This is a genomic window from Micromonospora sp. NPDC049836 (assembly GCF_044465125.1).
GTDB lineage: Bacteria > Actinomycetota > Actinomycetes > Mycobacteriales > Micromonosporaceae > Micromonospora.
This window is the reverse complement of sequence record NZ_JBITLH010000016.1, coordinates 38,972-53,719: the sequence shown is the minus strand read 5'-3', so window position 1 is coordinate 53,719 and position 14,748 is coordinate 38,972. Positions and strand designations below refer to the sequence as shown.

Sequence of the window (14,748 nt, the reverse complement as noted above, 5' to 3'; positions counted from 1 at the left end):
CCGACGTGACGCAGCGGCCGGCCGTCGGGAGGACGACGACCGGCCGCTGACAGGTGTCGGTCAGCTCAGGTTGAGCGCCGTGTCGTCCACGACGAAGGAGGTCTGCAGGGAGCTGTCCTCCACGCCGGTGAACGAGATGGTGGCGGTGGTGCCGGCCAGCGACGAGACGTCGAAGGAGCGCTGGACGTAACCGGTCGCCTTGTTGAGGTTGGAGTAGGTGGCCAGGGTGGTGCTACCGGCCTTCACGGTCAGCTTGTCGTACGCGGTGCTCGTGGTGGACTCCGCGCTGTCGATGTGCAGCCAGAAGGTCAGCGTCGCCCGGCAACCCGCCGGGATCGTCACCGACTGCGACAGCGTGTCGGTGTGCGACGAGCCGTAGCCGTCCAGCCAGGCCTTGTACGAGCCGCTGTGCGCGGCCTGCCCGGAGTCGGTGGTGATGACCCCGGAGCTCGCCGACCAGTTCACGTTGCCGGACTCGAAGCCGGGGTTGACCAGCTTCTGGCCGGAGCAGCCGCCCGGCGCCGGGGTGGTGGTGCTCGGCGTCGGCGTGGGGGTGCCGCTGGAGCAGGTCGGCTCACCGGACTGCGCCGGCACGCTGACCGCGGTCCAGGCCGCCTTCACGGCGTTGAACTGGGTGCAGCTGCTCGGGTAGAGGTTCTTCGCCGCCTGCAGCGTCCAGACCCGGTACTTCAGGTACGACGACGACGAGGTCTTCAGCAGCATCGCGTTGTACATGATCTTGATGGCGGTCTGGATCCCGAGGCCGGTGACCGTGCTGCCGTTGCAGGTGGAGCTGGTCGGCTGGCCGTTGGTCGGGTTGCTGCCGTTGGCGAGCAGGTAGAACCAGTGGTTGCCCGGGCCGGCCGCGGCGTGCACCTCGGTGCTCGGGATGCTGCTGGAGTAGCAGTTCGGGTCGCCGAGCGCCGACGGGTTGTACATGTTGCGGATCGGGCCGCTGCCCACCAGGTTGACCTTCTCGCCGACCAGGAAGTCCGGCGCGTCGTAGCTGGCCGGCTCGTTGGCGTACCACTCGGTGGCCGCGCCGAACGTGTCGGCGACGAACTCCTGGGTGCCGCCGCCGGAGATGCCGCCCGGGGTGTGGTCGTCGATGCCGTGGCCGATCTCGTGCGCGACCACGTCCAGCGAGCCGATCCAGCCGCCGGCGGTGTTCTTGCCGATCTGGACCTGGGTGCCGTCGTAGTAGGCGTTCTGGTCGTTCAGGCCGACCCGGATCGGCCAGTAGCCGCCGTTGCCGTCGGCGCCGTTGCGGCCGAGCCACGCGGAGAGCATCTTGCCCTCGGTCTGCGCGCCGAAGAACGCGTCGACGCAGCCGGTCTCCTTGTTGGACGCGGTGCCGTTGCCCCACACGTCGTCCGAGCCGCTGAACGTGGTGTTGTTGGCGGCGTCCTGGCAGACCAGGCTGGTGTGGCTCGGGTCCTTCAGCGAGTAGGTGCTGCCGGACAGGGTGGTGGTCAGGGTGACCGGCCCGTTCCACGCGCCGGTGCCGCTGCCCGCCATGACGTGTTCCTGGGTCCGCAGCACCTTGCCGGTACGGGCGTCGACGTCCACGGTGAGCCGGCTCGGCCCGTCCGCGCTGGTGCCGCGCACGGTGGTCTCCCAGGCCAGCGCCGGCTGCGCGCCGAGGGTGTAGACGACCAGCGTGCTGCCCTCGACGGAGCTGACCGTCTTGAGCTGGGCGCGGGCGGTCTTCTCGGCGGCGGCGGCGGTCAGCTTCGGCGTGGTGGCGAGGTCGCCGATGGCCTGCTGCTGGGCCACCGAGGCGTACTTGAGGTTGCCGGCCGCGTCGGTGGCCAGCACGAAGTCGCCGCCGGTGACCGGGAGTCCCTTGTAGGTGCGCTCGTAGGGGACGTACTGGGTGCCCGCGGAGGTGATGACCGGGCGCTGCACGAAGGCCTCGTCGGCGCTGGCGTGCAGGTAGGCGGGGCGGTTGGCGACCAGGGCGCTGGCCGACCGGGCGGCGGTCGCGCGGGCCTGGGCGGCGTCGGGGGCGGGACTCGGCGGGGCGGCCTGCACGGCGACGGCGGTGCCAGCGGCAACCAGACCGGCCGCGGCCGCGCCGGAGAGCGCGACGAGGCGAGGTGAGAGCTTCAAGGGGGTGTGCTCCTGTTCCTAGGCGCGCCGAACGGAGCCCGGTAGGGGCGTGCGGCGCGTGCTGCGAGGCGGGTGGCGGTCGGTCTCCGGGCCTGCCGGCGTGGGGTCCGGTTCGACAGACCGACCGTCCGGGCCGCCGTGGTCGGCGGCTCGTTGGGTGCACAATCACACGCCCCCGGGCCCGGATCAATGGGTGACCCGGGCAACCGACTCCGCCGCGTGGCCGCGCCGATACCGCCGATCGAGGAAGCCATGATCTTCAATAGCCCCTGGCCAGGGCGGATGTCCGTGACATCTTCCGGAAACATGAAGGATTCGCGGTTATTGCCGGTGTCGGCGGATGGCGAAGATTTCCCCGGGCCGCGCGCATCGACCGACGTCTGGTCGCGAATCGTGCCCGGCCCGCCCCCGGCGGCGGTGCCGCCACCGCGATCCGGCCACCCGGAAGCCGGGCCGGCACGGGGCAGGCCCGCCGGGGCCGGCGTGTCGGTGCCCGATGGCACAATCCCGCTCACCGCAACGGCGGGGAGGAGATCAACATGGGCTGGCTGGCCGCCGGTGCCGACCACGAGGTGCGCCTCGACGCGGGACGCGTCGTCGCCCGCAACCGCCAGGGCAGGGTGCTGCGCAGCGTGCCCAAGGCTGTCCGGGAGACCGAGGCGTACCTCGAGCTGCGGCAGCTGCACGAGTGGCTGGTCCGCCACGAGACCGCCTGCCGGGAGCAGGTCGAGCAGTGGCTGGTCCGCTCGCTGCCGGTGCCCACCGCGCTGATCGTCGAGGTGTGGGCCGACGAGGCCTGGCGCGCCCCGCTGCGCGACCTCGTCGTGATGCCCGTCGACGACGCCGGGCGGTGGGACACCGACCGGGCCGGCCTGCTGCGCGACGCCGACGTCGACAAGGGACTGGGCGTCGTCGACCTCGACGGCGAGACCGGACGGCTCACCAGCACCCAGATCGTGCTGCCCCACCCGGTCCGCCTGCCCGACCTGACCGACCTGCGCGAGTTCGCCACCGACCTCGGCGTGAAGCAGGGCACCCGGCAACTCTTCCGCGAGGTGTGGACCCGCCCCGACGACGCCGACGCCCGCCGCCGGGAGCTGACCCGGTACGCCGCCGCCCACTACCGGGAGCTGCGGCACCTGCAGGCCCGGGCCACCGCCGCCGGCTACCGGGTCCAGGGCGGCACCGCCACGGTCAAGATCTGGGAGGACGGCGTACCGGTGGTCGCCTCGGTGTGGATCGGCGAGGGCGACCCGGCGTGGGAGACCGAGACCGGGCCGCTCGGCTTCACCGACCCGGCCGGCGGGCCGGTGCGACCCGACGATGTCGGACCGGTCGCCTGGTCGGAAGGGATGCGGATGGCCGCGGCGCTGCACGCCGGTCGGGTCATCGCCGAGGACGAGGAGTCGGCGTGACCCAGGCACTGCTGGAGGCGGGCGCGATCCTGCCCGGCGCACCCGCCGACGCGGGCAGCGACGTGGTCACCGCCCGTCGGTACGCCCACCCCGCGCTCAGCGGCCGCACGGTGGTCCGGCTCACCGGGGCCGCGCTCGGCGAGGCCGAGGACCTGTCGCTGGAGTTCCTCGGCTTCACCCGGGCCGGCGCACCGGCCCCGGTCGGCGTCGCGCTGCGCCGGGCCGTCGGCTTCCCCGCCTGGGCGCTGGTCAACGACCCGGCCAACGGCCGGCACGCGCTGGCCCTGGTCAAGGAGATGAGCCGGCTCGCCCGCACGGCGCTGGCCAAGCCCGGCAACGCCCGCGACGGCTACCAGCAGCTCGCCGAGCGGCTCGGCGCCGCCGCGCCGCACTTCCTGCCCACCTTCTGGGAGCAGGCGGGCCGCGCCTTCCTCGCCGCCGACAACACCCGGATGGCCGGCAGTTGCTTCACCGACGCCCGGCGGGCAGAGCAGGTGCACGGCCTGCCCGTCGACGAGGAACGGCTGCGCGAGGTGCACCTCGAGTTCGCCTTCGCCGGCGCGCTGACCGCCAGGATGCTCACCGAGTACGCCCGCGGCGTGTCCACCCGCCGCCCCGCCGCCGAGGCGTACGACCTGGTCCGGACCCTCGCCGTGCGGCGGGTCGCCGGTGGCCTGCCGCCGTACGCCAGCATGGCCGACGACCTGCGGCGGCTGGCCCGGGCCGCCGGCCTGGACCCGGAGCGGCAGGCCGCGGAGGTGATCACCCAGCTGCTGGCGCTGCCCGCGGTGGTCCGCGCCCAGGAGGGCTTCTGGAAGGCCTACCGGAAGCCGCTGGAGCGGGCCGCACGAGCCGACGCCGCCGTGCGGGCCCGGCTGCTGGACCTGCTGCCGGAACCGCCCGGCTGGTCGACCGACCTCACCGCGCTCTGGCTGGACCTGCTGGACAGCACCGGCGCCCTGGCCGACCTGCTGGCCGGCGCGCCCGGCGCGCCGCCGGCACACCGCTGGCTGACCCGGCTGCTGCTGCTGCGCGAACGGCGGCACCAGTGGCGCTGCGCCCCGCTGATCGCGGCGGTCGAGCGACTCGCGCCGCGGCTGCGCGCCGAGGGGCAGCCGGTGCAGCTCAGCCCTACCGGCTCCCACAGCGGCGACCTCGACGTGCTCGACGCGTGCCGGGCCGGCGGTGTGCCGGTGACTGTCGAGCCGCAGCAGCTCAACGTCACGCGGTGGGCGCACGACGACAACCCGGACCGGCGGGACCTTGCCGCGGTCGCCGCCGATGCGGCCCTGCGGCCGCTGCTCGCTGCGGCCGCCGTCCAAGCGCTCACCGATCTGCACCGGCGCCACGGCGGCACCGGGCCGCTCCCCACCGACGTGGTCACCGGCGTGCTCGGCGTCCCGGGGCTGCGCGACGTGCTCGCCGAAGCGCTGGCCGAGCGGGTCGCCCGGGTCGCCGCGGCCGGCACCGTGCCGGTGCTGGCCGACCTGCGGGACGAGCTGGCCGGGCTGGCCTCGCCGGCCGGGGTGGCGCTCGCGCCGGCGGCGCTGGCCGGGTTCGCCCGGGTGGACGTGCCCGCCGTGCTGGCCCGTACGCTGCGCGCCGGTCTGCTGGTCGAGTTCGGCTGGCCCGCCTACGAGGCGGCCGAGGCGGGGATGCTGCCGGCCCGCTTCGGCGACGCCTGGCCGCAGCTCGTGGTGCACGACAACCAGGTCGCGCACGTCATCGAGCCGGACGGGTCGACCACCGAACACCTGTTCCGCTACCCGCCCGCCGACAGCCCGCACGCCCGCAGCTCGTACGCCCAGACCGGCTGCCAGCTCGTCGGTGACCAGCTGCTGGTGCACTGGCACGGCGGCCGGGCCCGGGCCGGGTACTGGTCGGCGGACCCGGACACCGTCTTCGAATTGGGCCAGCCCAACGAGCAGGCGTTCCTCGGCCGCCGGCGCATCCCGCTGCCGCTGCCCGGCGGCGCGGTCACCACCGGCTCCCGCCCCTGGCACGCCGGCGACACCCGCGGCCCGGCCGGGTCCTACCCGGTGGCCACCGACGGCCGGACGTACTGGCGGTGCGAGCCGCCCGGCGCCGCCGGCGAATGGCGCTGGCGGGAGTACGACCCGGCGACCGGCGCGGCCGGGCGGCACAGCCTGCCCGCCTTCTTCGCCGCGCCGCTGCCCGACGGGGCGACCCTGGTCCCGGACGGCGGCGAGCTGCGTCCCGCGCCGGCCGGGTACGCCGACTCGCCGCTGGGCTTCCGGGACGGCCTGGTCGGCTGGCGGCTGGCCACCCTGCCCGACGGCACCCAGCTGGGCGAGGGCGTCGACGGCCGGACGGTCACCTGGCGACCCGAGGACGTCGCGGCCCGGACCCACCACGCCGAGCGACTGGTCGGCGCCCTCCGGATGCCCGGCGGCGACCTGCTGCCGGTCACCGCGCAGCCGCGCGGCCACCACGAACCCCGGTGGACGGTGTGGACCGCCGACGGCCGGCAGCCGCTGGAGCGCGGTGGCCCCTCCCGGTACCTGCCGCCCCTGGGCTGGTGGCACGCGCTACGGCCCCGCGACGCGCCCGGCTCCGCCCGGTTGCGCCGGCTCACCCCGGCCGACGCCGAGCGGATGCTGGCGATCGAGGACACCGTCACCGGCAGCACCGCGCTCACCGAGGCCGCCGCCGCCCGGGTCGCCGAGGTGCTGCCCGAGGTCACCGCCCCGGCGCTGCGCTCGGCGCTGGCCGACCTGGTGGCCCGGGCCGTGCGGCTGCGGCGGCGGCTCGGTGAGCTGGCCGCGCTGCTGGCCACCGGTCCCGCCGCGGCACCCGCCGCGGCGGACGGCATCGCCGACGACGAGCTGCGCGAGTCCTGGGCGGGGCTGCTCGACCGCGAGGTCTACCGCTACCACTACGGCTCGGTCGGCCGCCGGACCGAGATCCTGCCGCAGATCCGGGGGGTCGCCGAACTGCTGCGCGGCGGGCCGGCCGACGGGGTGCCCGCCAGCTCGCCGGACTGGCTCGACGCGCTCGGTGGCCTCGGCGCGCTGGCGCTGCGGGCCGCCTCCCCGGTCACCGGGGCCGCCGAGCGGAACGCCCTGAGCGCCCTGCTGGCCGCGCTCGCCGACCCGATCCTCGCCGAGGGCACCGTCCGCACCCTGCTCGTCCGCCAGACCGACGGGCCGCCCCGCGACCGGGTCGAGGTGCACCGCGACGGCGACCAGGTCACCGTGCTCTTCGCCGAGCACGACCGGATCTGGAACGTGGGCGGATCCGGCGGCTACCGGCGGCGGGCCGTGCAGCTGCGACCCGACGGGCGCTTCACACCGCCGCCCGGCGTCACGGTGGAGGCGGAGGCCGTCGCGGCCGGCCGGCGGGACGCCGGACAGCTCCGGGAGTTCTGCCGCCTCCTCGCCGAACACGGCCCCGCTCCCTGGCGCCCCGAGCAGGCCGACCGGCTGGTGGCGCGGACCGGGATGAGCCGGCCCGAGGCGGTCCTGCTCCTGGCCGGCCTGCCCGGGTTCGCCGCCTGGCAGGCCAACTTCCTCAGCCCCGCACAGCGCGGGGTGCTCGGCGTGACCATGGCCCAGGCGAAGGTGGGCCGGGCCGCGCTGCGGTCGCTGACCCCGGCGGACCGGCTCGCCCTGCTCGACGCCGCGCTGCCCGCCGACCCGGCGGCCCTGTGGCGCACCGGGCCGGACGTGGACGCCCTCGCCGAGCGGTGGCTGGCCCTGCGCGGCGCCCGGGTCGGCGTGCCGGAGCAGCTGCTCACCGAGGCCGCCCGGATCCTGCCCGCCCGGCAGGTGGCCGAACTGCTCCAGGCCATCGCCGAGCCGCGGGCCGGCAGCTGGCTGACCACCGACGGGGTGAGCGAGGCGCTGGACTGGGGCGGCGTCCGCATGGGGGCGACGGAGGGCACCGCGTTCTCCGGGGAATGGCTGGCTGCCGGGACCACCGCGCTGCTCTGGCTGGCGTACCGGCTGCCCTGGGGTGACCCGCTGCGGGCCGCCCTGCCCCGCGCGGTGGCGCTGCTGCGCGACCGGCTGCGCAACCCGAAGCTGCTGGTCGGCGCCGCCTGGTTCCGGGCGGACCGGCCGCCGGTCGACGGCTCCGCGCTGGTGGCCGGCCACGCCACCGGCGACCACGTGCTGCACCACGTCGCCCCGGCCCGGTTGACCGGCGCGGACGACCCGGCGCTCGGTTTCCTCGACGCCGGTACGGCCGACGCGCTGCGGCTGGTGCTCTCGCCCCGGCTCGACGCGGTGGTGGCCACCCCGGACGGGGTGACCGGCGACGCCCGGGACCCCCGGGTGTCCGTGCCCGACCTGGTGGACGCGGTCGCCGGACACACCGGACTGGGCCGCGACCACGCCGCCTACTACCTGCAACTGCTCGCCCTGCCCGACCCGACCGACGTCAACGTCCGCGGGTGGAACGGCTGGCGGCCGGCCGCGCTGAAACAGGCCCAGGCCGCCCTGGTCGACGCCGGGCTGGTGGTGGCGGCCAAGCGGGAACGGGCCGGCCGGGGCGTGTTCCTTCCCGGCGGCTGGCACCCGGCCCGGCACCCGAGCGTGCCGCTGGAGACCTGGAAGCGCCCGCTCTACCCGGCCGGGGACGTCCGGCCGGTCGTCGACCGGCCGCTGTCCGACCTGTTCCGCCACGCCTGGCAGCGGGTCACCGCCGGTGACCCGCCCCGCTACCTCGACCTCCGGGAGCAGCCGTGACCGCCCGTCAGATCGACCCACCGGAGCACCGGTACGCCGACGAGCTGGAGTTCCTCGCCGCCGCCGACCCGGGTCCCCGGCCGGCCGGCTGGCGGCTCACCCCGCGCGCGGTGGTCACCTTCGTGGCCGGCTCCGCCGGCCGGCCGGTGACCGCCCCGGACGGTCGCAGCCGCACCGTTGAGGCCAAGTTCGTCGGCGAGCGCGCCCTGGTCGAACGGTGCGTGGTGACCCTGGCGGGGGAGCGGGGCCTGCTGCTGGTGGGCGAGCCGGGCACCGCCAAGTCGATGCTCTCCGAGCTGCTCGCCGCCGCCGTCTGCGGCACCAGCGGTCTCGCCGTGCAGGGCACCGCCGGCACCACCGAGGAACAGCTGCGCTACGGCTGGAACTACGCCCTGCTGTTGGCCAAGGGCCCGTCCCGGGAGTCGCTGGTGCCCTCCCCGGTGCTCACCGCGATGACCACCGGGGCGATCGCCCGGGTCGAGGAGATCACCCGCTGCCTGCCGGAGGTGCAGGACGCGCTGGTCTCGATCCTCTCCGACCGCCGGCTGGTCCTGCCCGAGCTGGGCGGCGGGGAGGATGCGGTCGCGTACGCCGCGCCGGGCTTCGCGCTCATCGCCACCGCGAACCTGCGCGACCGGGGCGTCTCGGAGATGTCGGCCGCCCTCAAGCGGCGGTTCAACTTCGAGGTGGTGCCGCCGATCGCCGACCTCGACGCCGAGGTGGCCCTGGTGTCCCGGCAGGCCCGGGCCGCCGTCGAGCGGGTCGGCGCGCCGTACGCGGTGGACGAGGCGGTGCTGGAGACGCTGGTGACCGCGTTCCGCGACCTGCGTACCGGCCACACCGTCGAGGGCTGGGAGGTGGAACGGCCGTCGTCGGTGCTGAGCACCGCCGAGGCGGTCGCCGTCGCCGCCTCGATCGGGCTGTCCGCGGCGTACCTGCCCGGGCCCGACCCGCTGTCGCTGCTGCCGGGCCACCTGGTCGGGGTGGTCCGCAAGGACGACCCGGCCGACCAGGCCCGCCTGCTGGCGTACTGGGACGGGGCGCTGCGCCGCCGCGCCGAGGCCGGCGGCCGGATGTGGCGCCAGCTCTGGGAGCACCGGGACGTGCTGCGTGACTGAGCGGGCGCCCGCCCGGGAGGACCCCCGGGTGGCCGTCGGGCGGGTCGCCGATGCCGGCCGGGCGCTGCTCATCGGCGTACGCCACCACTCGCCGGCCCTGGCCGCCGCCGTCCCCGCCCTGCTGGACGCGGCCGCCCCGGACGCGGTGCTGGTGGAGCTACCCGAGGAGACGCAGCCCTGGCTGGACTGGCTCGCCCATCCGGAGACCACCGCCCCGGTGGCGCTGGCCGCCGCGACCGGCGACGGGCCGCCCGCCTTCTGGCCGTTCGCCGACTTCTCGCCGGAGCTGGCCGCGGTGCGCTGGGCCCGGCGGCGGGGCGTCCCGGCGTACTGCTGTGACCTGCCGCTGGCCGACCCGGCCTGGCGGGACCGGGCGGACGACCCGGGAGCCGCCGGCCCGGCCGGCTACGGCGACGCGGTCCGCGCCCGGCTCACCGGCCGCGACGGGGACGACCTGTGGGACCGCTGGGTGGAGGCCGCCGCCCCGGGCTCCCCGCCGGAGGCGGTACGCCGGGCCGCGCTCGCGGTCGGCTGGGCGCTGCGCGACGATGCCGCGGCCGGCGGCGCGATTTCGGCCCTGGACCTGCGCCGCGAGGCGTGGATGCGGCGGCGGCTGGCCGGCACGCCCGGCCGACTCGCCGTCGTGGTCGGCGCCTTCCACGCCCCGGCGCTGGCCGGCGACCGGAACGGGCCCGCCGGACCGGGCGTCGAACCGGCCGACCCGCCCGGCCCGGCCCCGGTGGTGTCGCTGGTGCCGTACGCCTTTGAGCTGCTCGACGCCCGGTCCGGCTACCCGGCCGGCATCCGGGACCCGCGCTGGCAGCAGGCGGTGTACGACACCGGCGGCGACCCGGCGGCCCTGGTGGGGCGGTTGCGCGGGGCGGCCGTGGAGATCACCCGGCGGCTGCGCGCGCAGGGGCACCCCACCGGGCCCGTGGAGGCCGCCGAGATCACCCGGCTCGCCGCCGACCTGGCCCGGCTGCGCGGCCTGCCCGCCCCCGGCCGTGGCGAACTGGTCGAGGCGGCGCAGACCGTGCTGGCCCAGGGCGAGCCGGTCGGCCGGGGCCGGGCCGTCGCCGAGGCGATGCACCACGTCCTCGTCGGCGACCGGCGCGGCCGGCCGTGCCCGCAGACTCCGGTGTGCGGGCTGCGCCCCGCCGTGCGCGACCTGCTCCGCGAGCTGCGCCTGCCCGGCCCGGACGACCCGCCCCGGCAGGTGCGCCTCGACCCGCTGCGCTCCGCGCTGGACCGCCGCCGCGAGACGACCCTGCGCCGGCTGGTCGCCTGCGGCGTCCCGTACGCCGAGCCGGTGGTGACCGACGCGCCCGGCCCGGACCCGCTCACCACCCGGTGGCGCGCGCACTGGACCCCCGGCACCGAGGCGGCGCTGGCCGCCGCCACCCCGCACGGGGTGACCCTCGCCCAGGCGGCGGCGGGGCTGCTGGCCCGCACGCGCGGACGGGAGACGCGCGCCGGCGGGCCCACCGCCGCCGAGACCCTCGACGGGCTGACCCGGGCCGCCGAGTGCGGCCTGCCCGAACTGGTCGAGGCCCGCCTCGACGACCTGCGGACGACCGTCACCGCCACCGCCACCCTCGCCGAGCTGAGCACCGCCGTCGCGCTGGTCGGCCGGCTGCGTCGCGGCCACGTACCGGCCCTGCCCGACCCGCCGCCCGGCCTCGACGAGCTGCTGTCCACGTTGCACACCGCCGCCGTCGCCGCGGTGGCCGGGCTGGCCGGCTCCACCGATCCCGGCGACGCCCGGGCGCTGCTGGCGCTGGCCCGGCACGCCGACGAGGCCGGCCACCCGCTGCGGCTGGACCACGCCCTGACCGCGCTCACCCGGGACGGCTCCCCGCTGATGCGGGGTGCCGCGCACGCCGTCCGGGTGGTGCTCGGCGTGGCCGAGCCGGCCGCCTTCGGCACGGCGCTGGCCTCCTGGGCCGAGCTGCCCGACGCCGAGTGCACCGGCCGCCTGCGCGGCGCCCTCAGCCTCGCCGGCGCGCTGCTCGCCGCCGGTGGCGACCCGCTCACGCCGCTGCTGGACACGGTGGACGGCTGGGACGACGAGCGGTTCACCCGGCGGCTGCCCGCGCTGCGCGGCGGCTTCGACGTGCTCAGCCCCGCCGACCGGGACCGGCTGCTGGACACCGTGCGGCAGCGCATCGGCGACGTCGACCCCACCCTCGCGGTCGACGGGGCCACCCTCGCCGGCTGGCTCGCCGTCGACCAGGCCGGCCGGGACGCGCTGACCGCGCTCGGCCTGGCCTCGCCCGCTTCGCCCGCGTCGGCCGGGGCGGCTCGGCCGGCTCCGTCCGTCGACCGTCCGGAAACCGGCGGCGACACCCGCGTCCCGCGGGACGCGTCGCGGATCCCCGCGTCGCAGCGCTGGCGGCTGCTGCTCGGTCGCCGCGCCGAGGACCTTCCGCCGCACGCCCGCCGGCTGGCCACGGCGCTCGACGAGCTGTACGGCGCCGGGCGTGGCGAGGGGGCGCACAGCGCCGGCTCCGGCGGCGGGCGGGCGCGGGCCTATCCGCAGGTACGCGACTGGGCCAAGGAACTGACCGCGCTCTTCGGCCCGGCGGTACGCGACGAGGTGCTGGCCCGGGCCGCCGAGGCCGGCCGCCCCGACGCGCTGCTCACCGTGCCGCCGGAGCAGGTGCGTCCGTCGGTCGAGCTGCTGCACACCGTCCTGGCCCTGGCCGGCGGGCTGCCCGAGGCGCGCCTGCACCGGCTGCGTCCTCTCGTCGGACGCCTGGTGACCGAGCTGACCGCCGAGCTGGCCCGGCGGATCCGGCCGGCGCTGACCGGCATCGGCACGCCGCGGCGGACCCGCCGCCCCGCCGGCCGGCTCGACCTGGGCGGCACGGTACGGGCCAACCTGCCCACCGCGCACCGTGACCCCGACGGCGTGCTGCGCCTCACCCCCGAGCGGATCGTGTTCCGCAGCCGCGGCCGGCGCAGCGTCGACTGGCGGATCGTCCTGCTCGTCGACGTCTCCGGCTCGATGGAGCCGTCGACCATCTGGGCCGCGCTGACCGCCTCCGTGCTCGCCGGGGTGACCAGCCTGCGTACCCACTTCGTCACCTTCTCCACCGAGGTGGTGGACCTCACCGACCGGGTGACCGACCCGCTGGGCCTGCTGCTGGAGGTACGCGTCGGCGGCGGCACCCACATCGCGGGCGCGCTGCGCTACGCCCGCCAGCTCGTCACGGTCCCCGCCCGGACCATGGTGGTGCTGGTCAGCGACTTCGAGGAGGGGCACAGCGTGGCCGGGCTGCTGGCCGCCGTCCGCGCCCTCGCCGACGACGGGGTGACCCTGCTCGGCTGCGCCAGCCTCGACGACACCGGCCGGCCCCGCTACAGCACCGCCGTCGCCGGGCAACTGGTGTCGGCCGGGATGCCGATCGCCGCGCTCAGCCCCACCGACCTGGCCCGCTGGATCGGGGACCAGGTCCGATGAGCCTGCCCGCCGTCGCGCCCGACGTCGTCGCCGACGCGGTCGCCGCCCTGCCCGCCCGGCTGCGCGCCAAACTGGACCAGGCCATCGAGAAGGTGCCGGGCTGGACGGTCACCGCCACCCCGGACGGCGCGGTGGTCACCGTGGACGAGCAGGTGAGCGTCACCCTGACCGTGCCGGTCGACGCGGCCGGCCGGGCGGTCTGCAGCTGCCTGCTGGCGCCGCGCTGCCTGCACCGGACCGCCGTGCTGGCCGCCGCCCCGGTGCTCGACCCGTCCGTCCCGCCGTCGGCCGTCGACCCTGTGCCGCCAGCGACCGTCGCCTCCGTGCCGCCGTCCGCTCTCGCCGCCGGCCCGCCGTCGGCTCCCGCCGCCGTGCCGCCGTGCGCTGGCGCCCCCGTGCCGCCGTCCGCTGGCGCCGTCGACCCGCCGTCCGCTGGCGCCGCCGGGCCGGCCGCCGTCGCGACGCCGGCCGAGCGGGACGCCGACGGACCGGACCCCGCGCCGGCCGAGCGGCCGGTCGGCGCGGCGGAGTTGGCGGCGGTGGAGCTGATGGCCGACGCCGTCGCCGGGTTGCTGGCGCACGGCCTGCCCGGCGCTGGCGCGGTCCTCCAGGCGGATCTGCTGCGCGCCGTGCACCAGGCCCGCGCCGCCGGGCTGCCCCGGCTGGCGGCGGCCGGGACGCGGATCGTGGCGCAGGCGCGCGCGGCCCGCCGGTCCGCGCCGGACTTCCGCCTCGCCGAACTCGCCGACGACGTGCGGGAGGCGCTGCTCGTCTGCCACCTGCTGCGCGCCGGACCGACCGATCCGGCCGCCGCGCGCGGGGTCGCCCGCCGCGGCTACCAGCCGGTCGGCGAGCTGCGCCTGTACGGACTCTGCGTGGAGCCGTTGAGCACCCGCACCGGGCACGTCGGCGCGGTGACCTACCTGGTCGACGCGCACGGCACGGTGTGGAGCGTGGCGCAGGCCCGCCCCGGCGACCGGGACGGGGCCGGCCACCCCGCCAACGCCCCCGTCGACCTCGGTGAGGCGCGGCTGAGCCTGCGGGAGCTGAGCCGCTCCGGCATCCTCGCCGCCGAGGCGTACGCCTCCGCCGACCGGCGGCTCGGCCACGGGCGGGCGGTGCGCGCGGTGCGGGCCGAAGGGCGGGGCTGGTGGGCGGAGCCGGCGGCCGGGCTGTGGCGGGAGCCGCCCGCCGAGCAGGCCGCCCGATGGCTCGCCGCCGGCGGGGCACCGGTCCACGAGCGGCCGGCCGGACACGACCTGGCGTTCCTGGACGGGGTGCTGGGCGCGGACCAGCGCGGGCTGCTGCTGCACGGCCCGTCCGGCTCCGGCCCGGTGCTGGTCCTCGCCCCGCAGGACGATCCGATGCTGCCGTACGTGGCGAACGCCCGCGCCCTGGCGGCGCACGCCGCCGGCCACCCGGTGCGCCTGATCGGCCGCTTCGCCGGCCCTCGGCGGGTGCACGGCCTGGCCCTGGCCGCCGACTGGTTGCCGCAGCGGTACGGCGGGCACGTCGACCTCGGGGTGGACCGGCTGCAACGGGCCGACCTGCCCGGCGCCGGACCGGTTGCCCCGGCGCCGCCGGAGCCGGCCCGACCGCCGCTGCACCTGCTCACCCACCAGCTGCGCCGGGTCGTCGCGGCCGGCCGGGTCGCCCTGCTCCCGGACCAGGACCGGGACCTGCGGGCGCTGCGCGACGCCCAACTGCCCACGGCCGCCGCGGCGCTCGCCGCGCTGCGCCGGGCCGGACAGGGCCGCGAGCGGGACGTGTTCGGCCGGCTGGTCGGGGCCGACCCGGCGGCCCTCGCCACCGCCTGGCTGACCGCCGCCTGCTACGCGGCCTCCGCCTCGGCGGCGGCCACCACGGCGGCCTGGCGCTGACCGTCCCGCCGACCGGGCGGCGGTCGTTTCGGCACTGCCCGGGCGCGGACC

General features: G+C 77.5%; 6 protein-coding genes. 5 read left to right on the top strand and 1 reads right to left on the bottom strand.

Annotated features, from left to right (window positions below; translation table 11 throughout):
• Nucleotides 1-60: 60 nt before the first annotated feature.
• Nucleotides 61-2,112 carry a M4 family metallopeptidase gene (locus ACIBPB_RS29770; protein WP_396842759.1) on the bottom strand — a complete coding sequence of 684 codons (2,052 nt, stop codon included), beginning with the start codon at nucleotides 2,110-2,112 and terminating at the stop codon, nucleotides 61-63.
• 539 nt (nucleotides 2,113-2,651) lie between these two features.
• On the opposite strand from ACIBPB_RS29770, the gene ACIBPB_RS29765 reads away from it, so the two are divergent.
• The 5 genes from ACIBPB_RS29765 to ACIBPB_RS29745 are packed head-to-tail and all read left to right on the top strand — an operon-like array spanning nucleotide 2,652 to nucleotide 14,697.
• On the top strand, nucleotides 2,652-3,527 hold the full coding sequence (locus ACIBPB_RS29765; protein ID WP_396842758.1) for a DUF4132 domain-containing protein: 876 nt from the start codon (nucleotides 2,652-2,654) through the stop codon (nucleotides 3,525-3,527).
• The gene (locus ACIBPB_RS29760; RefSeq protein ID WP_396842757.1) at nucleotides 3,524-8,236 is read left to right on the top strand and encodes a hypothetical protein; all 4,713 of its coding nucleotides are present in this window, start codon (nucleotides 3,524-3,526) and stop codon (nucleotides 8,234-8,236) included. The genes ACIBPB_RS29765 and ACIBPB_RS29760 overlap by 4 nt, the downstream gene beginning before the upstream one ends.
• Nucleotides 8,233-9,354, top strand: coding sequence for an AAA family ATPase (locus ACIBPB_RS29755; RefSeq protein WP_396842756.1), 1,122 nt, complete (start codon nucleotides 8,233-8,235; stop codon nucleotides 9,352-9,354). The genes ACIBPB_RS29760 and ACIBPB_RS29755 overlap by 4 nt, the downstream gene beginning before the upstream one ends.
• The gene (locus ACIBPB_RS29750; RefSeq protein WP_396842755.1) at nucleotides 9,347-12,817 is read left to right on the top strand and encodes a DUF5682 family protein; all 3,471 of its coding nucleotides are present in this window, start codon (nucleotides 9,347-9,349) and stop codon (nucleotides 12,815-12,817) included. The genes ACIBPB_RS29755 and ACIBPB_RS29750 overlap by 8 nt, the downstream gene beginning before the upstream one ends.
• Complete coding sequence (locus ACIBPB_RS29745) at nucleotides 12,814-14,697, top strand: hypothetical protein (protein WP_396842754.1); 1,884 nt, start codon at nucleotides 12,814-12,816, stop codon at nucleotides 14,695-14,697. Before ACIBPB_RS29750 ends, ACIBPB_RS29745 begins: the two co-directional genes overlap by 4 nt.
• The last annotated feature ends 51 nt before the right edge of the window (nucleotides 14,698-14,748 follow it).

Excerpts from the sequence above, each read along its gene's own strand:
- ACIBPB_RS29765 (WP_396842758.1), top strand. The coding sequence starts at position 2,652 with ATGGGCTGGCTGGCCGCCGGTGCCGACCACGAGGTGCGCCTCGACGCG.
- ACIBPB_RS29745 (WP_396842754.1), top strand. The coding sequence starts at position 12,814 with ATGAGCCTGCCCGCCGTCGCGCCCGACGTCGTCGCCGACGCGGTCGCC.